This is a genomic window from Acidobacteriota bacterium (assembly GCA_039030395.1).
GTDB lineage: Bacteria > Acidobacteriota > Thermoanaerobaculia > Multivoradales > JBCCEF01 > JBCCEF01.
This window is the reverse complement of record JBCCEF010000002.1, coordinates 60,209-78,358: the sequence shown is the minus strand read 5'-3', so window position 1 is coordinate 78,358 and position 18,150 is coordinate 60,209. Positions and strand designations below refer to the sequence as shown.

The 18,150-nt window shown below is 68.0% G+C and carries 16 protein-coding genes; 4 read left to right on the top strand and 12 right to left on the bottom strand.

What is annotated here, in order from left to right:
- Positions 1-25: 25 nt before the first annotated feature.
- From AAF481_02700 to AAF481_02690, 3 genes are all read right to left on the bottom strand, one after another.
- A complete protein-coding gene (locus tag AAF481_02700; GenBank protein MEM7480059.1) occupies positions 26-1,648 on the bottom strand; it encodes a VWA domain-containing protein in 1,623 nt (540 codons plus the stop codon).
- 215 nt (positions 1,649-1,863) lie between these two features.
- The gene (gene thiD, locus AAF481_02695) at positions 1,864-2,682 is read right to left on the bottom strand and encodes a bifunctional hydroxymethylpyrimidine kinase/phosphomethylpyrimidine kinase (protein ID MEM7480058.1); all 819 of its coding nucleotides are present in this window, start codon (positions 2,680-2,682) and stop codon (positions 1,864-1,866) included.
- Positions 2,682-3,491, bottom strand: a complete 810-nt coding sequence (locus AAF481_02690) for a prolipoprotein diacylglyceryl transferase (GenBank protein ID MEM7480057.1) — start codon at positions 3,489-3,491, stop codon at positions 2,682-2,684. The genes thiD and AAF481_02690 overlap by 1 nt, the downstream gene beginning before the upstream one ends.
- 362 nt (positions 3,492-3,853) lie before the next feature.
- Between AAF481_02690 and AAF481_02685 the strand changes: the two genes are divergently transcribed.
- Positions 3,854-4,033 carry a hypothetical protein gene (locus AAF481_02685; GenBank protein ID MEM7480056.1) on the top strand — a complete coding sequence of 60 codons (180 nt, stop codon included), beginning with the start codon at positions 3,854-3,856 and terminating at the stop codon, positions 4,031-4,033.
- Entirely contained in the window at positions 4,030-4,341 is a 312-nt protein-coding gene (locus AAF481_02680) for a type II toxin-antitoxin system RelE/ParE family toxin (protein MEM7480055.1), read from the top strand. Before AAF481_02685 ends, AAF481_02680 begins: the two co-directional genes overlap by 4 nt.
- A gap of 270 nt (positions 4,342-4,611) precedes the next feature.
- On the opposite strand, the gene guaA is transcribed toward AAF481_02680, so the two are convergent.
- From guaA to AAF481_02655, 5 genes are all read right to left on the bottom strand, one after another.
- A complete protein-coding gene (gene guaA, locus AAF481_02675; protein MEM7480054.1) occupies positions 4,612-6,204 on the bottom strand; it encodes a glutamine-hydrolyzing GMP synthase in 1,593 nt (530 codons plus the stop codon).
- Positions 6,201-7,214, bottom strand: coding sequence for an NAD(P)H-dependent glycerol-3-phosphate dehydrogenase (locus AAF481_02670; protein MEM7480053.1), 1,014 nt, complete (start codon positions 7,212-7,214; stop codon positions 6,201-6,203). Before AAF481_02670 ends, guaA begins: the two co-directional genes overlap by 4 nt.
- A 5-nt stretch (positions 7,215-7,219) precedes the next feature.
- Positions 7,220-7,858: a glycerol-3-phosphate 1-O-acyltransferase PlsY gene (gene plsY / locus AAF481_02665; protein ID MEM7480052.1), complete on the bottom strand. Its 639-nt coding sequence runs from the start codon at positions 7,856-7,858 to the stop codon at positions 7,220-7,222.
- 1 nt (position 7,859) lies between these two features.
- Positions 7,860-9,131, bottom strand: a complete 1,272-nt coding sequence (locus AAF481_02660; protein ID MEM7480051.1) for a competence/damage-inducible protein A — start codon at positions 9,129-9,131, stop codon at positions 7,860-7,862.
- Positions 9,132-9,363: 232 nt separating this feature from the next.
- Positions 9,364-11,460, bottom strand: a complete 2,097-nt coding sequence (locus AAF481_02655) for an amino acid permease (protein ID MEM7480050.1) — start codon at positions 11,458-11,460, stop codon at positions 9,364-9,366.
- Between the two features lie 186 nt (positions 11,461-11,646).
- On the opposite strand from AAF481_02655, the gene AAF481_02650 reads away from it, so the two are divergent.
- Entirely contained in the window at positions 11,647-12,603 is a 957-nt protein-coding gene (locus AAF481_02650) for a hypothetical protein (protein MEM7480049.1), read from the top strand.
- A complete protein-coding gene (locus AAF481_02645) occupies positions 12,600-13,772 on the top strand; it encodes a GDSL-type esterase/lipase family protein (protein ID MEM7480048.1) in 1,173 nt (390 codons plus the stop codon). Before AAF481_02650 ends, AAF481_02645 begins: the two co-directional genes overlap by 4 nt.
- Here the strand turns inward: AAF481_02645 and AAF481_02640 are convergent.
- The 4 genes from AAF481_02640 to AAF481_02625 form a co-directional block, all read right to left on the bottom strand.
- Positions 13,769-15,061, bottom strand: coding sequence for a thymidine phosphorylase (locus tag AAF481_02640; GenBank protein MEM7480047.1), 1,293 nt, complete (start codon positions 15,059-15,061; stop codon positions 13,769-13,771). The genes AAF481_02645 and AAF481_02640 overlap by 4 nt on opposite strands.
- Before the next feature lie 27 nt (positions 15,062-15,088).
- A complete protein-coding gene (locus AAF481_02635) occupies positions 15,089-15,829 on the bottom strand; it encodes a tetratricopeptide repeat protein (protein MEM7480046.1) in 741 nt (246 codons plus the stop codon).
- A gap of 245 nt (positions 15,830-16,074) precedes the next feature.
- Complete coding sequence (locus AAF481_02630; protein ID MEM7480045.1) at positions 16,075-17,559, bottom strand: choice-of-anchor Q domain-containing protein; 1,485 nt, start codon at positions 17,557-17,559, stop codon at positions 16,075-16,077.
- A gap of 133 nt (positions 17,560-17,692) precedes the next feature.
- On the bottom strand, positions 17,693-18,130 hold the full coding sequence (locus AAF481_02625; GenBank protein MEM7480044.1) for an acyl-CoA thioesterase: 438 nt from the start codon (positions 18,128-18,130) through the stop codon (positions 17,693-17,695).
- Between the last annotated feature and the right edge of the window lie 20 nt (positions 18,131-18,150).

Here is an 18,150-nt window from a genome sequence, read left to right as displayed (position 1 = left end):
CCATCGTCGCCGACAACGGCGGACCCTACGGCGCCACCGCGAGGCGGGTCATCAGGCCCCTGCCGGAAATGGGATCGTGCAGCGCCACCACCAAATCCTGCGGCTGGCGGCGCAAGCGCACACTGGTTTCGTAGGCCACGGCACCACCGACCGGCGGTGCTTCGTCGAAGGTCAGTTCGATGGGCACGGCGGAAATCTCCGAACGGCGGTTGCGCTCGTCCAGCGCCGCGATGCGCAGTTCGAGACGGGCCGTCACGGCACCGTCGGCCGACGGCAGGGCGGTCAGCGCGTCCGTCGGAATCACCAGTTCGACGGGAATCTGGACGAATCGGCGGCCGTCCCTCTGGGCGGCGCCGAGATCTACCGCCAAGCCGCCTTCCGCCGCGGCACCGCCAAAGAGCAGGGCGCTCTCCACCTCCATGTTGGTTTCGAGGGCGCGCGACAGGTCGCGGTAGCCGCTGCGGGCGCGCACCTTCATCGCCTTGGCCTTCGCCCGCACCCGCACCTCGTGGGCGTCGTTGTCGCGCCGCCGCTCCGGCACGAAACCGATCCAGTAGTAGGACCTCGTGTCGTCCGCCACCCGTTCCAGGGCACTCAGCCGACGGCCGTTGATCAGCGGCTGGCCGCCGGTCTCTTCCGCCAGGCGATAGAGACTGTCGTGCAGGATGCGCTCCTGCTCGAAGGAGCGGCGGTTCGAAAGATCCCGCTGGCGACCGGCCAGCGACACGTCGGCACCGAAGTCTCCCTCGAGGCCCGGCACGTCGATTGGGTACAGGGTGTAACCAAGGAGGTTCGCCGTATCGATCAACGGGGTGTAGAGGTCACGCCCGGAATAGCCGTCGAAGGCCACCAGCGGCCGCAGCAGATCATCCGCCGCGAACAGCGCCGGCGAGTCCGGCCAGCCGCCGGAGAGCAGCAGCATCACCTTGCGTCCGGCCGGTCGGCCAAAACCGCGCAGGGTGGCGACCGCGGCATCCACCGCCCGCTCCGTCTGCTCGCCGATCTGGCCGGCGTAGGCCCGCTCGGTCACCGACAGGCGAGTGTCCGGCAGACGTGAGAAACGGCGACCGAAGCTGCGCCCGAAGGCGCGGCGCTCGGCCAGCCGCTGGAGGCCGAAGGCGGGCCGCCGCTCCGCCCGCCGCAGGGCGTCCAATATCTTCCCCTCGGAACCGGTCCAGGAGGTCAGCAGATCGACCCGCCGGCCGTCGAAGGCGACCACCGCCACCCGATCCTCGGGACGCAGGTAGGCGAGATCGTCCGCCAGCTCCCGCAGAACCCTGCGCCGATCCCGGTCGATCGAGAAGAAGTCGTCGATGAAGACCAGATAGCGGGTCCCCACGGCCTCGCCGGGCATCGTCTCGGGCGCCGTCGGCACCCCGCCGGCACCTTCCAGGGCGCGGCCGCCGCGCACCTCGGTGAAATATGAGATCTCCATCGGCTCACCGTCCACGGTCAAGGTGAGATCGTCGGGACCCAGCCCATGGATGCGGTTGCCGGCGCGATCCTCGACCACCACCTCGATATTGACGACGCGCACATCGACGACGTCTCCGAAGGCCGGATCGAGATCCTGCGCCACAACGGCCGAGAATCCGGCCGTCAGGATCCATGCGAAGGAAAAAATCAGTGCGAGAAATCTACGCTGCATGGTTCTACCTCCTTGACCTCTTTGGCTCACTCCGTCTGCGACAACATGCCGCCCACCGTTGGGCTCGCTTCCGATGAAGCGCTTGCCGTGACTAGAGCAATCTCTGTGCCGACTGCAAAAAACAGCGAACAACCAGCAGATGCTCTTCATCCGAGCCATGGGAGCGAGGCTCACCGTCCTCCGATGAGGACGGCGCGACCCATGATGGAGGATTCCTAGTGGAAGTGGTGGACGGGCCCGCGGCCGGCGCCCAGGGGAAAGGCCGCAGCGATCGCCTTGCGCAAGTAGTCGATGGCTCCCTCGACGGCCCCCGGCAGCGGTTCGCCCCGCGCCAGCCGGGCGGCGATGGCGGAGGACAGGGTGCAGCCGGTGCCGTGGTCCGAGCGGGTGGCGAGGCGCGGCCCGACATAGCGATGGAAGCGCTCGCCGTCGTACAGCAGGTCCACCAGGGTGTCGCCCTCGCCGTGGCCACCCTTGACGAGCACCGCCGGCCCCCCGGCTCCCCCACCGGCCAGCGCCTCGGCCATCCGGCGGCGGGCGTCCTCGTCGTCCCCGATGATGCCGGTGAGGTGATGAGCTTCCGGCAGATTGGGGGTCACCAGGGTGGCGAGGGGCACCATCTCGGCGACCAGCGCTTCGACGGCCGATTCCGCCAGCAGCACGTCGCCGCTCTTCGCCACCATCACCGGATCGAGCACCACCGGAATCGCCCGGCCCTCCAGGTGGCGCCTCAGGCGTTCGGCGACGGCCTCTACCAGCGGCGCCTGGGACAGCATGCCGATCTTGACGCCGTCCACCCCCAGATCGTCGAATACGGCGTCGATCTGCGCCGCCACCACCGCCGGCGGAACGTCGTGGATGGCGGTCACGGCGACGGTGTTCTGGGCCGTCACGGCAGTGACGGCGGACATGCCGTAGGCGCCGTGGGCGGCAAAGGTCTTCAAATCCGCCTGGATCCCCGCTCCGCCGCCGGAGTCGGAGCCGGCGATGGTCAGCAGCCGCGGAGGGCGTACGCCCGGCGCCCGAATCGGCATCAGGTGTCTCCCCGGCGGGCGTGGGCCCGATCCCGCCGCAGGAGGAGGACCATCGCCACGACGACCACCGCCACGCTGATCCCCTGCGCGACGGTGAAGAGACCAAAAAAGCGATCGTCTTTGGCGCGCAGGAACTCTACCCCGAAGCGCTCCACGGCGAGGGCCGCCACCACCAAAAGGCCGGTCTTGCCGGGCGTCTGCCAGCGCCGGAACAGAGCCAGCCCGATCCCCCAGACGATCAGCGCCAAAGCCGTTTCATAGAGCTGGGTGGGGTGAACCGCCAGCACTTGCCCGTCGGCAACGGAGGCGGGAATGTCCACCTCGAAGGAGCGTCGCAGCACACCGGCGGTGGTGGGCGGCAGGCCCTCCGGGAAAGCCACTCCCCAGGGCAGTTCCGTCGGCACTCCGTAGTCGTCGCCGACCAGAAAACAACCGACCCGCCCGACGGCATAGCCCAGGGCGAGACCGAGGGTGGCCGCATCGAAGGTTCTCCAGGGGGCCAGCGAGCGGCGCCGAATGACCCACACCACCGCCACCGTCGCCAAGAGGAAGCCGCCGTACCAGACCAGGCCGGAGCGGTCGAAGAGCAGCTTCCAATCGCCGTAGAGCAAGGCGTAGTAAGCCTTGGCCCCGACGATGCCCCCCACGCCGCCGGCGAACACCAGGGAACTCGCATCCTCCTCATCGCCGGTGCCGGTGGCGATGAGCGCCCGCCGTAGCTGCCAGTATGCGGCGACGAAGGCCAGCACCATCATCACCCCAAAGGAGCTGATCGAAAAAGAGCCGAGGCGAAAGAGTTCCGGGAACATTAGGGGATGGGGACGAGCAGGATCCAAGGAGACGAGGAGGGCGCGGCAGATGCTACCACTCGCAACGACGCTGCCGCCGAAGAAAAGAAACCACGGGTCATTTCCAGCCAGAAAGAAGAATCAGGAGCGCTTTGACGCGCTTTTTTCGCTCCGCGACCTCGCCAATCTTCCTATTCGATCAATCAGCGGACGTCAGCCTGAAACGGAACGGCCCTAGAGTCAGATAAAAAGATGGTAAAGTGGTAGTGCGGCTGGCAGGTGAAACCGTGACACAAATGTTCATTGCAACTCTCAGCGCTGATCTCCCGACCGGGTCATGCCCGACCGGGAAAGCACCGACCAGGAACTGGAGGACTACAAAGATGGGGATGATCAAGGAAGAAGTCAAGCAGATGGTCGATAAGCTGCCGGAAGACGCAACCTGGGACGACTTGATGTACGAGATCTACGTCAAGCAGAAGGTCGCCTCGGCGTCCATGGCGGCGGATGGCGGTCAGGTCGTCTCCCACGAAGAAGCCCGCAAGCGGATGGGCCGAGCATGAGCTTGGCCTGGGCGGAACCCGCTCTCGGCGACCTGGAAGCGATTCAAGGCACCTTCGGCCGCGACTCCGAAGCCTTCGCATCGCGCGTCCTCGACAAGGTGATCGGCGCCGTCGAGCGCATCGTGCCGGTACCGCGCCTCGGCCGGGTGGTGGCGGAGCTCGAAGACGAACGGATTCGTGAGCTGGTGTTCCACAGCTTCCGCATCATCTATCGGGTAGAGGCGAAGCAGATCGTGGTTCTGTCGGTGCTGCAAGGCGGCCGCACCCTCGGCGACCGCCGCGAGCCGCGGCGCTGGGAGATCACCTAGCGCGGAGGGCGCTTCCCGTCGCGCGAACGACAGATCCCGGCTCTCCAGCAAGGAGACCGGGATTTTTTGTGCACTGATTGGGCAAGCGCTCGGGCGAACTTCCTCTGAACTCGCAACCGAGCCCGCAGGGCGAGGCGGCAGCGGAGCTGCCGGAGTCGGGGTGAGACAAGACCAAAGGTCTTGGCGAGGGGGCTGCCTACGCGGCCCGGCGCAGCCCCCTAGAACGAAAAGGAGTGATCAGGTGGAGGAGAATCTCCTCCTCCACCCCGCCTACTCCCACTCGATCGTGGCGGGTGGCTTGCTGGTGATGTCGTAGACCACCCGGTTGACCCCGCGCACTTCGTTGACGATGCGGTTGGCGGCGCGGCCGAGGAGGTCGTGCGGCAGCGGGCTCCAGTCAGCGGTCATGAAGTCCTGGGTCTCGACGGCCCGCAGGGCGACGACATTCTCGTAGGTCCGATAGTCCCCCATCACCCCCACGCTCTTGACCGGCAGCAGCACCGCGAAGGCCTGGCTGGTCTTGTCGTAGTAGCCGGCAGCCCGAAGCTCGTCGATGAAGATGGCGTCCGCCTCGCGTAAGAGGTCGGCGCCCTCGGCGGTGATCGGGCCGAGAATGCGCACCGCCAGGCCCGGCCCCGGGAAGGGATGCCGCTGGATCAGCTCCTCCGGTAGCTGCAGCTCCCGGCCGAGTTGCCGCACCTCGTCCTTGAACAGGAAGCGCAGCGGTTCGATCAGGTCGAAGCCGAGTTTTTCCGGTAGGCCGCCGACGTTGTGGTGGGTCTTGATCACCGCCGACGGGCCGCGCACCGAAACGGACTCGATGACATCCGGGTAGAGGGTGCCCTGGGCGAGGAAGGAGATGTCGTCCAGGGTCGCCGCCTCGCGGTCGAACACCTCGATGAACTTGGCGCCGATGATCTTGCGCTTGCGCTCCGGATCGGCCACTCCGTCGAGGGCGGTGTAGAACATCTCCCGCGCGTCGACGGAGCGGATGTCGATGCCCAGGCCGTCCCGCAGGCTGCCCTCCACCTGCTGGCGCTCGCCCTTGCGCAGCAGCCCGTGGTCGACGAAGACGGCGAGCAGCCGGTCGCCGACGGCGCGGGTCAGCAGCGCCGCCACGACGGAGGAGTCCACCCCGCCGGACAGGGCGCACAGCACCTTGCCCTCCCCCACCTGCCGGCGGATCGTCTCCACCGCCTCGTCGAGGTACGACGACATGCCCCAGTCGCCGGCAGCGCCACAGCCCTGATAGAGGAAGTTGCGCAGCATCGCACCGCCGGACACCGTGTGCGACACCTCCGGGTGGAACTGCAAACCCCAGCAGCGCCGCTCGCGGTTCTCGAAACCCACCACCGGAACATTGCTCGTCGAGGCGGTGACCTCGAATCCCTCCGGCAGCACCCCCACCCGATCGCCGTGGCTCATCCACACGGTCTCGCGCTCGGCGAGGCCAGCGAACATCAGTCCGGGATCCTGGATGGTCACTTCGGCGCGGCCGTACTCGTGCTCGGTCGAAGGCTCGACGGTGCCGCCCAGAGCCAGCGCCATGGCGTGGAGGCCGTAGCAAATGCCCAAGACCGGCACGCCGAGATCGAACAGCCCCGGGGTGATGCGCGCCGCCCCCTCCTCGTACACGCTCTGCGGACCGCCGGACAGCACGATGCCGATGGGCTGGCGCTGCTCGATCTCCGCCAGCGGCAGGTCGAAGGGGTGGACCTCGCAGTACACCCGGTTCTCCCGGATTCGCCGCGCGATGAGCTGGGTGAACTGGCTGCCGAAGTCGAGCACCAGCACCGTCTGGTGGCCGGAGGGCGGCGCGGCGACGGGCTGAGAGGAATGGGAGGTCGGCGTGTCGGACGTCATAGGGTCTTCTCCGGTTTCAGCTCGCGGGTCATCAACTCGCCGAGGGCGCGGCGCGGATCCTTGCCTTCGTACAAGAGCGCTACCACCTGCTCGGTGATCGGCATGGAAACATCGTGCTCCTCGGCCATCTTGGCGATAGCCAGCGAGGTGCGGATCCCTTCGGCCACCATGTGGGTGCCGCCGGTGATCTCCTCCCGGCCCTTGCCGGCGGCCAGCTCGATGCCCGTCTGGCGATTGCGGGACATTCCCCCGGTGCAGGTCAGCACCAGGTCGCCAAGGCCGGTGAGGCCGGCAGCGGTGCGCTCCTCGCCGCCGCTCGCCACCACCAGCCGGGTGATCTCGTGGAGCCCGCGGGTGATCAGCGCCGCCAGGGTGTTCTGGCCGAGTTCCAGCCCCGCCACCACCCCGGCGGCGATGGCGATGACGTTCTTGGTGGCGCCGCCGATCTCCACTCCGGCCACGTCGCTCGACGAGTACAGGCGCAATGCCGGCGAGGCGAGGCGCTCGCGCAGCAAGGTGGCAAGGTCCTCGTCGTGGGCCGCCACCACCAGCAGGGTCGGAGTACCGCGGCCAAGTTCGGCGGCGAAACTCGGGCCGGAGAGCACCGCCGACCGCACTTCCTGACCGGCGCGCTCGCCCTCCTGGCGGATGACGTGGCTCATGCGGGCGAGGGTCTCGACCTCGATGCCCTTGCTGGCGGAGACCACCGCCAGCGGCTCGCCTTCGCTGCGCGCGTCGAGGAGCGCCCGCAGGGCCTCGCGAAAGCCGTGGGAGGGCACGGCGTTGATGATGATGTCGCACTCGGCGAGGTCCGCGATGTCGGGAGTCACCTGGAGCATCGCCGGCAGTTCGACCCCCGGCAGGTAGGTTTCGTTCTCCCGCGCCTCGAGCAGCGCGTCGGCCAGATCGCCCCGCCGCGCCCACAGGCGAACGTCGCCGGAGACGGTGGTGCCGTGGACGGCGAGGGCCGTGCCGAAGGATCCGGAGCCCAGTACCCCGATAGATTTCACCTACCTCACCTCCCTCGCTTGCGCCACAGGGCCTCGAGAGGCCGTTCCCCGCCGGTGCGCAGCCGGCGCAGGTTGGACAGATGTTTCAAGAGAATCAACAGCGCCACCGGCGGCGCGGCGATCCACAGCGCCGGTTCCGGTTCGATCCAGCCACCGCGTTCGAAAAGGTACACCGTGCCGGGGTAGGCCGCCGCCCCGGCGATGGATCCGAGGGAAACATACCGCGTCAGCGCCACCACCACCACGAAAACAAGGACAATCGCCAGAGCGACGAGGGGGGCCAGAGCGCCCAGGGCGCCGATCGCCGTCGCCACTCCCTTGCCGCCGCGGAACTGGAAGAGGGCCGGGAAGACGTGGCCCACCACCACCGCGATGGCGCTCCCGGCCACCACCCAGGGCGGCGCTTCGAGGGCCCGGGCCGCCATCACCGGCAACACCCCCTTGGTCACGTCGAGAAACAGCGTCGCCAGGGCCGGCAGCAGGCCGGCGGCGCGCAGCACGTTGGTCGCGCCGGCGTTGCCGCTGCCCATCGCCCGCACGTCGCGCTGGCGCATCCGCCGCACGATCAGGTAGCTGAAGGAGACCGACCCCATGAAGTAGGCCGCGGCCAGCAACCCGGCCCACAGAATCGGCAGCCAGTTCATCTCACGACTCCCTCAGCAGCCGACGCCGGAGCATTTCCAGGGCATGCTGGCTCGACAAACGGCGCACCCGCTCGCGGTCGCCGGGGAAACGTCCGTGGCGGTGGTGGGTTGTGGCCTCGGCGGTCGCTGGGCGGCCGGCCGTCGGTCGACCTGCAAGCGCCAGGTGCACCGTCCCCACCGGCTTCTCCTCGCTGCCGCCGTCGGGACCGGCGATGCCGGTGACCGCTAGACACCAGTCCGCGTTCCACCGCTCGCGGCCGCCTTCGGCCATCGCCCGAGCGACTTCTTCGCTCACCGCCCCGTGGGCCTCGATCCGTTCCCGCGGCACCCCCAACCAGTCGACCTTGGAATCGTTCGTATAGGTCACGGTGGAGCCCAGGAAGTAGGCGCTGCTGCCGGCGACCTCGGTCAAGCGCTCGGCCACCAGACCGCCGGTACAGGACTCCGCCGTCACCACCGTTTGGCCGCGGGCCCGCAGCAGCTCACCGACGGCGCCGGGCAGGGTCTGCCGAGGGTCGTCCGTGAACACCGCCGAGCCCACCAGCTGCCGCAGACGACGGGAGATGGCGTCGAGGCGACGACGGCGCGCGTCCCGGCCACCGGCGGCGCGAAACTGCAGCCGGATCTCGCCGGGCTTCGACAGCACCGAGATCGACTCCGCACCGAACTCCTCGTAGGCCGCCGCGATGCGCCGTTCGACCTCCGACTCCGGCAGGCAGGCGACCTTCAGCACCGCCGACTCGATACGCGACCCGGCGCTGCGCTCTCGCAGCCAGGGCTCGAGATCCCGCTCGATCATGGCTGCCAGCTCAAAGGGCACGCCGGGGAAGAGAAAAAGCGCCGCCCCGTCGTGTTCAATGCACTGCCCCGGCGCCGTGCCGCGCGGGTTGTCGATCACCCGAGCACCGTCTACCACCCAGCCTTGGCGCTCGTTGACGGCGGGCATCTCCATGCCGTGGGCACGGAAGCGCCGAGCGATCGACTCGACGATCGCCGCATCGAGACGCAACTCCCGGCCGACGGCTTCCGCCGCTGCCTCTCGGGTGAGGTCGTCCGAGGTGGGCCCTAGGCCACCGGTGACCAGCACCAGGTCCACTTCCGCGAGCAAGCGCCGGAACGCTCGCACCAGCAGGGCGTGGTCGTCGCCGATCACTTCCTTCGCCACCAGGGTGACGCCGAAGGTCTCCAGGGCACGGGTCAGGCGGAGGGAATTGGTGTCGAGGCGGTCGGTACCGAGAAGCTCCGACCCGACGGCCAGGATGGCGGCTCTCATAGATCGGAAATGATAACCGGCCGGGAACTCCCGAGATCCCATCCGGGAAAACGGAGTTCGTGATCTCAACCACGCACCGAGCCTGAAGGGCGAGGCGGCGGCGTAAGGCACCGAAGATGGGGGTGAGCCCGTAAATGCATTGCGTTGCGAGCGAGCGGGGCGCCAGCCCCCTGACAAGAACAGGTAGCGGAGCTGCCGAAACGATGAGCGAAGCCCTTCTTCAGCAGATCTGCTACCCGCCGGAGGCCAATGAAAGGTGCTCGCGGCGCAGGCGGCGGATGGCCTCCGGCTCGCCGAGGACCGTCAGCCGGTCCCCCATTTCGAGCACCGTGGCGCCCCCCGGCACATGGGTGCGGCCGTTGCGGCGGACGAGCGCCACCAGCGCGCCCTCCGGCAGATCGAGGCCGCTCAACGGGCTGCCGGCCCAGCGGCCGGCCGGCGAGTCGGAAGCCACCTGTAGGGAAAGGAACCGCTCGTCGCGCAACAGAACCTCTTTGAGCACCTGCTCATTGGGCGCTTCCATCCACTCGGCCATGAATCCTTCGTCGTCCACCCGCTCGGCGATCTGGGCGAGAATTCGCAGGTGGAGCTTGGGATCCTCCTCCGGGCTGACCAGGAAGAACAGCGCGTGTACCGGATCCTCCGGCGAGTGCGCACCGTGGACGTCCGTCACGTCCACCCGCATGCCCGCCCGCGAGCGCACCATCACCATCTCCGGCTCGTCGATACCGAACAGCCGGAGATGCGGCAGCGACACCCCCAGGGACGACGGCGTCGCGCCGATGCGAGTGCCCTGCAGAAAGCCCTCGGTCAATTCCTCGGCGGTGGCCGGCAGCCGCGGCGCGAGTTCCCTCGCAACGCGCAGCGCCAAGTGGTCGAACTCCTCCCGGCCGTCGATCTCCAGTACCGGCGCCCGCGCCACCACCCCTTCGAACGGATCCTCTTCCCGCAGGCCCTTCTCCTTCAAGATCTGCCGCAGCTCGCGGTCGAGGCCGAGGTCAAGGCGCGACCGGGCGAGGCGCAGGAAAACGTGGAACAGGGCGCCGCTGCGCACCACCCGGCGGCGGGCGTAGAGGAAATACCAGAGGACGGCGCCGGCCACCAGGGCGGCGCTGAACAGAATCGACAGCCAACCCATCTCGAAGATCAGCACCAGCGGCGCCAGAATGCCGAGGATCTGCATCCACGGATAGAAGGGCGAGCGGTAGCCGGGATCGTAGGACTCGATGCGGCTCTCGCGCATCACCATCACCGCCAAGCACACCAAGGCGAACATCAAGAGCTGGAAGGCGCTGGCCAGCTTGGCGATCTTGACCGGATCGAGGAGCAGCAGGAAGGACACGATCAGCCCGATGGTCACCAGTACCCCGACGATTGGGTTGCGGCCCCGGCCGAGGCGCTGGAAGCCCTTCGGCAGCAAACCATCGCGGCTCATCGCCAGGGGATAGCGGGAGGCGCTCAGGGTACCGGCGTTGGCGACAGACAGGAAAGCGAAGGCGGCACCGAGGGCAATCGCCGCCTCGCCCCAGGGCCCGAGCAACCGGCCGGCGGCGGAGGCCACCGGCGTCAGGTCCCCGGCCAGCTCCTCCATCGGCAACACGCCGACCATCACCGCCGTCCCCAGGCCATAGATCAACACCGCCGTCGCCAGGCCGAGGCACACCCCGACGGGCAAATTGCGCTCCGGGTTCTCCACCTCCTCGGAAAGACTCGCCACCTTGGTCACCCCGACGTAGCTGATGTAGACGAAGCCCGCCGTGCCGAGCAGGCTGTCGAGGCCGGAATCGAAAAAGCCTTCGAAGGCATTGGGGTCGATACTCGGCACGCCGACCCCCAGGAACACCGCCAAAATCGCCAACAGGCCGGTCACCAAGAGCGCCTGCACCTTGGCGCTGCCCTTCGCCCCCCACAGGTTGAGGATGCCCAGCACCAGAGCCAGGGTCACCGCCACTGGGGTGATCGGCACTTCCGGCAGGTACAGCCGCAGGTAGGCCCCCATGCCGACCAGCGCGAAGGCCACCTTGAGCATCAGCGCCAGCCAGGTACCGAGGCCACCGACGGTGCCTGCCAGGGGTCCGAGACTACGGTCCAGGAAGTAGTAGACGCCGCCAGCCCGGGGCATCGCCGTCGCCAGCTCCAAGACACTGAACATCGCCGGCACCAACGGCACCGCGGCGATCATGTAGGCCAGCACCACCGACGGACCGGCCTGCTGGGCCGCGAGACCCGGCAGCAGAAAGAAACCGGCGGACAGGGTGGTGCCGGTGGCGATGGCGTAGACCGCCGCCAGGCCGAGCTGCTTCTCAAGACGTTTGGAACGATCGACCATCTCGAATGGAGTTGTGGCTGTCCCGGGCTTGGCCCGAAGATTGAAGACGGAAATGGAAGAGATGCCGCCGAAGTGCCCATCCACGCGGCGCGGCGAGACTATCACCGCATCCTGTAACATGCCCCTGGCTGGCCCCCTGACCGGTCATTGACACCCCAGTACGGGGCCCTTACGATCTCAACAACTATGCGCGCACATCCTTTGTTTCCGGCCATTTTGGCGCTCCTCGGCGTCGCTGCACCGGCCATCGGCTCCGCAGGCCTAGAGGTTTCGCCGGAGGCCGTCGCCGCGGAGCGCATCAACTCCACCGCGCGAATTGGTGAGGGCCGCTGGGCGGCGGGCGTCCGGGCTCCCGGTGTCAAGAACGGCGAGAAGCGTCAAGAACTCACCCTCTGGCGAGTCGCCGACGGGCAGGTCCGGCCGCAGGCGGCGCCCGGCGGACAGCGCGCCCTGCTGCGCAGCGAACCGGTGCTGCTCGCCCGCGGCGGAGAACTCGCCGGCCTGGCCTGGCTCGAAGGAGATCGGTCCGACCGGCTGATGGTTCGCTGGGCTTCCTTCTCGAACGGCCGCTGGAGCGCCACCGAACAGGTCACCAGCCGCGGCCCGGGCAGCCAGATGGCCTTGTCCGGCGCGGTCCTCGACGACGGTTCCCTGCTCCTCGCCTGGGCGGCCTTCGACGGCACCGACGACGAGATCTACTTCGCCACCTCCCGCGGTACCGGTTTGTGGAGCGAACCTCGCCGCCTACACGGCGACAACCGGGTGCCGGACATCACCCCGGCGCTCCTGGCCGTGGACGGTGGCGCCCTGGCCCTGTGGAGCGCATTCGATGGCGAACAGTACCGGCTCTTCTCGGCCCGTTTCGATGGCGACCGGTGGAGCGCCGCCCAGCCGGCGGGCCCCCCGGGCAGCCTGTATCCGACGGTGGACGCCGACAGCCGGCTGGTGGTCTACCGCTCGACTTCGCCGCGCGGTTGGGGCACCTTCGCCGTCAACCCGGCGGGCCGCATGCAGAACCGTGCCGTCGTTGCCACGCCGCAGCTCGCCCGGCCGCAGATCGAGGCCGACGCCGACGGCGCCCTGCGCTGGCGCTTCGCCGACGGTTCGACGACCGCCGTGCGCTACGAGGTGCTGCCGCGATGAGATTCCCGCTCCGCTGCCGACTCTCGGGCGGCGCCGTGATCGCCGCCGGCATCGCTACCCTCGGCCTCGTCACGGCGCTTCCGGCGGCCGGCCAGACCCGCTACATCGCTTTCGGCGACAGCATCACCTTCGGGGTGGGAGACGACCAGAGCCGGACGGAAATCGGCTACCCGCCGCGCCTGGAGGCGATCCTCAACGGCCAGGGACTGAACGTCATCGTTGAAAACCAGGGCATTCCCGGTGAAACCACCGCCGAAGCCGTGAGCCGGATCGACGCCGTCCTCGACGGCGGTGGCGATGTGTTGCTGTTGATGGAAGGCACCAACGACATCAACGCTCGGGTGAGCAAGGAGACCATCCGTTTCAATCTCCAGACCATTGCCCGGCGGGCTTCTTCGGCCGGCCTCGAGACGGTCCACGCGACGATCATTCCCCGCCTGCCCACGGCCAATTTCGACGGCAGCAATCGGGTAACCCGCGAAGTCGCCGGCGAAGTTCGTAATCTCGCCTGGTCCGACCGGCGGCGGCTGATCGACCCTTTCGAGACCTTCATCGCCCAATCGAGCGGCTTTGAGCCCCTGTACGTCGGGGGCAGCGACAAACTGCACCCCAACGCCGACGGCTACGACGTGATGGCCCAGGCCTTCGCCGATTTCCTGCTCAACAATGACAACGTACCGCCAGTAACCGGCCTGGTGTTTCCGGAGGACGATCAGCAGAACGTCTCGCCGAGCGCCGAAGTCGAAGTCGAATTGTTCGACTTCGGCGACGGCATCGACCAGACGGCGACGCAATTGCTGATCAACAATGAAACGGTGGACGCGCAGGTCTCCGGCGACGGCGACCGCATGGTCCTCCTCTACCAGCCGAGCGACCCCTTCGTCGGGGTGGTGTTCGTGGGCTTGCGAACGCAGGATCTCGCCAATCCGCCCAATGCCTTCGACGGCACCGTGGCGCAGTTTGTGGTGCAGGGAACTCGCTTCTTGACCGGCGACATCGATCGCGACGGCCGGGTGGACGGCCTCGACCTGGTGAATTTTGGCCGCCGCTTCGGCGCCCGCCGCGGCGATTCCCGCTTCCGGGGCTTCGCGGACTTCAACGGCGACGACGTGATCGACGGTCGGGATCTGGCGGCTTTGGCCGCCAACTTCGGCGAATCCGCTTTCTAGAGACGCTCCACCAAAGGCGGACGAACCTTTTCGGGATCCGCCAGAGGATCGATCGTGAAGGCTCCCTGTGCTTCGGCGATCAGGCCTTCGTCTTCCCGGCGCAGGTACAAACGGGCCAACTCTTGCCCTTCCTGCAACTCATCTCCCAACCGCTGGACCATCCGCAGCGACACGCCGTAATCGATGTCGGTACGGCTGCCGCGGGCGGCGCGGGACAAGAGGAGGCCCAGGCGGGTGGTGTCCACGCCGGCGAGGACGCCGGCCCCGGGCGCCCGTAGCGGCACTTCCACCGTCGCCAGCTCAAATCTGGGCTCCGCCAGCCAGGCCGGGTCGGCCCCCTGACGCTCCGCCCAGCGCACGAAGACGTCTCGCCCCTTGCCGGAAGCCACGGCGTCCTCCAGCCGGCGGCGAGAGACGGGCTGCCCGACGGCCTCGGCCACCGCCTCGCATAGGGCATAGGTCACCTCCATCAGGTCGGCGGCGCCCTCGCCCTCCAGCGCTTCGAAGGTCGCTCGCACCTCCGCCGTGTGTCCAGCCCAGACGCCAAGGGGCTGGTTCATATCCGTCACCAGGGCGCTCGAACGGCGACCGGCGGCTTCCACCGTTTCCACCAGGCGGCGGGCCAGTTCCTCGCCCTGGGCGCGGTCCGGCAAGAAGGCGCCGTTGCCGGTCTTGACGTCGAAGACCAGCGCCGCCGCGCCGGTGGCGAGCTTCTTGGACGCAATGCTGGCGGTGATCAGGGGGATGGAACTGATGGTCGCGGTGCGGTCCCGCAGAGCGTAAAGGCGGCGATCCGCCGGCGCGATATCGCCGGTGGCGACGCCGATCGCCGTCCCCACCTCGTCGAGCAGCCGGCAGCACTCGGCACGATCGAGATCCAGCCGCAGCCCCGGAATGCTCTCCAGCTTGTCGGCGGTGCCGCCGGTATGTCCCAGGCTGCGGCCGGTGAGCATCACCACCGGTACACCGCAGGCGGCCAAGAGCGGCGCCAGAATCAACGACACCGTATCCGCCACACCGCCGGTGGAGTGCTTATCCACCAGCGCGGGAAAGTCCGCCGCCAGGTCCCACTGCTCGCCGGACTCGAGCATCGCCAGGGTGAGGGCCCGGGTTTCTTCTAGGTCGAGCCCCCGCACGGCGGCGGCCATCAAAAAGGCCCCCAGCTCGGCGTCGCCCCACGAGCTGGACGAAGCACCGGCCGAGGCGCCGGCGACGAGGTCGCGGATTTCAGCTTCCGACAGGGACTCTCCCGCCCGCTTGCGCTCCAGAATGGAAAAGGCGGGTTTCACGATGCGGTCGGACGATCGAGGCGTCGCCTACGCGCCGAGGGTGAGGGCCGGAGCGCTCTTTTGCCGGGCCTGCGCCGTGAAGGCGGACTCCGGATACTCCTCCACCAGCCGCTGGAAGGTCGAAGTGGCATCGTCCTGGCGGTCGAGTTCCTCGTAGCTGCGGCCCAATTCCCACAGCACCACGTCCCCCGGTAGGGGACGCGCTTCGGGGTTCTGGTCGAGCATCGCTTCGAGTTCCGCCACCACCTCTTCGGTGCGCCCCTCGGCGCGGTCCAGGGCGATCACGTTGCGGCGCACCTCGCCGGCCAGTAGGTGACCGGAGCGATCGTCGAGAAAGACCTGCCACATCTGTCGCGCCGTCGCCGTATCCCCTTCGTCCGCCGCCAGGCGACCGAGGTAGACCCGCGCGACGTCCGCCGCAGCCGCGGAGCCGTAGTCGTCGACCACCGCCTGGAGCTTCTCCCGGGCGGCCGTGCGGCGGGCTGCGTCGTCGGCGAAGATCGGATCGTCCGGATCCTCCGGGTCGGCGTTCTCGGCATCGACCGGTGCCGCGTAGACGGTGATCGCATCGGCTAGAGCCGCGCCGGCCTTCTCGCCGCGCACGGCGTTCCAGCGCACCAGCCCGACGATCACCAACACCAGAGCCAGCAGACCGACCACCGCGCCGATGATCGTCTTGAAATGCCCCTCGGCGAATTCGAATGTCCGGCCGAGAGCCTCGCCGATCTCGTCCTTCTTCATCTCCTTGCGGGTCAACTTCTGGCTCATAGACCGGATACTCCCTGAATCGAAACGGTTAGATTGCCTGACACCCTATTGAGAATCCTCGACAGGTTTGCGACCGAGCCCGCAGGGCAGCTCTGCTGCCGAGGATGGGGTGAGCCCGGAAATTCTGTTCTTTTCGGGCGAGGGGGCGCCTAGCCCTCCTAGAAACCAACGGCTAACGGGTGCTGAAATGCTTCGGCGAAGCCGAGTTCAGCACTCCGTTGGGTCGGCGGAAAAGTACCACAAACTCAGCCGCAGGACGAGAAGGTACCGGTGTCCTGAATCGGCTCGAAGGGCTTGCCGGCGTCCTGGCTGTAGATGTGGGACCGGCCGGTGGCAAGATCCTCCACCCGCAGGTCGAGGCCGAGGTTGGTCAATCCACTGGCGAACACCCACGCTCCGTCGATACCCGCGCTGCAGCCATCGAGCACCTTCACGATCACCTCGACGTTGGCCGGATCGAAGAACCAGAAGTAGCCGGTGTCGTCGGTCCAGCTCGCCGCCCGCGCCGGCACCGGCTCGCCGCCGTTCTCGGCCCGCACATCGCTGTGCTCGACGGAAATCTTGAATCGGCCGTTCGCCAGGCAGAGGGTCTCGGCCCCGGCGATGCAGGCGTCGGACTTCTCGAAGGCGCCCACGTCGCACATCGCCCCGTCCCGCAGGCGCCGCTCGCCGCGCTGATCGCGCGCTACGCACTGCTCCGGCGGCACCCGGTCGAGCACCGGACTGCCGGCGAGGGGAGCAAAGGTCGGGGTGGGGCCGCCGTGCTGGCCGAGGGCGCCGAGCATCGGATCGAGCTGCTCGGCGCCGCCGTACATGTCGTCCTCCCGCAGTCCGGCGCAGCCGTTGCCGGTGGAGAGCAGGTTGTGCCCCTCGGAGGTCACCGCACCGGAGCAGTCGGCGCCGCCGGACCAGGTCTGGTTGGCAGCCAAAATGGAACCGGCGACCCGCGCCTCGCCGCCGGCGCGCACATACAGCGCGCCGCCGACCTTCATCGCCCGGTTGGCGACCAGAGTGCTCTGGTCGAGGTCGAGGAGGGCGCCGCTGCCGAGGTAGATTCCGCCGCCATATTCGAACTCCGCGTCGTTGCCCGTGAAGGTGGAAGCGACCACCCGCAGGATCCCTTCGGAGGCGATGGCGCCGCCGGAGATCTCGGCCGCGTTGCCGATCAAGGCGCTCTCCACCACCTCCGCGACGCCGCCGGAAAAGAGCGCTCCGCCCATGCCGCCCGAAGGCGCGCGGCTATCCTCGATCATCACACCCTTGAGGAGAACGACGCTGCCCGGATGGATCGCGCGCACGGCACCGCCGTGACCGCCGCCGGCATCGCCGTTGCGCAAGGTGACACCCACCAGCTCCAAACGGACGTTGCCCTTGACGTCGAACAGGCGATCGAGGCCTCGGGCGTCGAGGAAAGTCCGGTCGGCACCGGCGCCGATCACCGTCAGGTCATCGGTGACGTCGAGATCGCCGGTGCTGGCCACCTCTTCGCCGCGGCCGCCGCGGCGCAGCGAGTACGATCCGGCTTCGAGCATCACCACGTCCGCACCCGGACGGAAGTTGGCAGTGAGCACCGCCTCCCGGAAGGTGCAGTCCGCTTCACAACGACCCGGCGGTCCGTCGGCTTTCAAGTTGGGAGAAAAAACGTCGCCCAGCGCCGGCGGCGCGAGGCACAGAACGGTCAAGGCGGCGCACAGGAGCACAAACCCTACGAACGATCGGCGAGATGACATGAAAATCCCCCCTCTGGCGAGGTCTCTATTGGTAGTCGGTGTGCACGGCGGCGCGCACGGCCGAGTGGCTACTTTGTTCCGATGAGCCAGCGAATTCTAACACTTCGATACCCGCCGGCGGCGGGCTGGGTGGTCAAGCCTCGTAGGCGCGGAGCGCCTCGCGCAGTTCGTCCGGCACCTTCACCGGCGCCATGCCTTCGCCCTCGCGCTGCATACAAGCGACCTCCTGCTCGCCGCGGGCGATCAGCTCGAGCTGTCCGTCCCCAATCTCGCGTAGGTACTCGAAGCGCAAACCGATGCGGTTTTGCTGCAGGTGGCCCAGGGTCATGCGGATGACGATCTCGTCGAAGGCTTCGAGTTCCGCCAGGTAGTCGCAAGAGCAGCGCACCGTGGCGAGAGCCAAGCCGTCGGCGATCTGCTGCACCACACCCGGAGCATGGGTTTTCAAGAACATCTCCCGGCAGCGGCCCTGCCAGCGAAGGTGGTTGACATAGTAAACGTTGCCCACCAGGTTGGTCTCTTCGAAGCCGACCGTGTGGCGGATCTCGAAGACTTTCTTCGGCGATGACATGAGAAGAGCCTATCGCGGCC

Coding starts and splice junctions, on each gene's coding strand:
- AAF481_02635 (MEM7480046.1), bottom strand. CDS start 15,829: ATGAGCCAGAAGTTGACCCGCAAGGAGATGAAGAAGGACGAGATCGGC.
- AAF481_02630 (MEM7480045.1), bottom strand. CDS start 17,559: ATGTCATCTCGCCGATCGTTCGTAGGGTTTGTGCTCCTGTGCGCCGCC.
- thiD (MEM7480058.1), bottom strand. CDS start 2,682: ATGCCGATTCGGGCGCCGGGCGTACGCCCTCCGCGGCTGCTGACCATC.
- AAF481_02650 (MEM7480049.1), top strand. CDS start 11,647: ATGCGCGCACATCCTTTGTTTCCGGCCATTTTGGCGCTCCTCGGCGTC.
- AAF481_02625 (MEM7480044.1), bottom strand. CDS start 18,130: ATGTCATCGCCGAAGAAAGTCTTCGAGATCCGCCACACGGTCGGCTTC.
- AAF481_02700 (MEM7480059.1), bottom strand. CDS start 1,648: ATGCAGCGTAGATTTCTCGCACTGATTTTTTCCTTCGCATGGATCCTG.
- guaA (MEM7480054.1), bottom strand. CDS start 6,204: ATGACGTCCGACACGCCGACCTCCCATTCCTCTCAGCCCGTCGCCGCG.
- AAF481_02685 (MEM7480056.1), top strand. CDS start 3,854: ATGGGGATGATCAAGGAAGAAGTCAAGCAGATGGTCGATAAGCTGCCG.
- AAF481_02660 (MEM7480051.1), bottom strand. CDS start 9,131: ATGAGAGCCGCCATCCTGGCCGTCGGGTCGGAGCTTCTCGGTACCGAC.
- AAF481_02680 (MEM7480055.1), top strand. CDS start 4,030: ATGAGCTTGGCCTGGGCGGAACCCGCTCTCGGCGACCTGGAAGCGATT.
- AAF481_02645 (MEM7480048.1), top strand. CDS start 12,600: ATGAGATTCCCGCTCCGCTGCCGACTCTCGGGCGGCGCCGTGATCGCC.
- plsY (MEM7480052.1), bottom strand. CDS start 7,858: ATGAACTGGCTGCCGATTCTGTGGGCCGGGTTGCTGGCCGCGGCCTAC.
- AAF481_02655 (MEM7480050.1), bottom strand. CDS start 11,460: ATGGTCGATCGTTCCAAACGTCTTGAGAAGCAGCTCGGCCTGGCGGCG.
- AAF481_02690 (MEM7480057.1), bottom strand. CDS start 3,491: ATGTTCCCGGAACTCTTTCGCCTCGGCTCTTTTTCGATCAGCTCCTTT.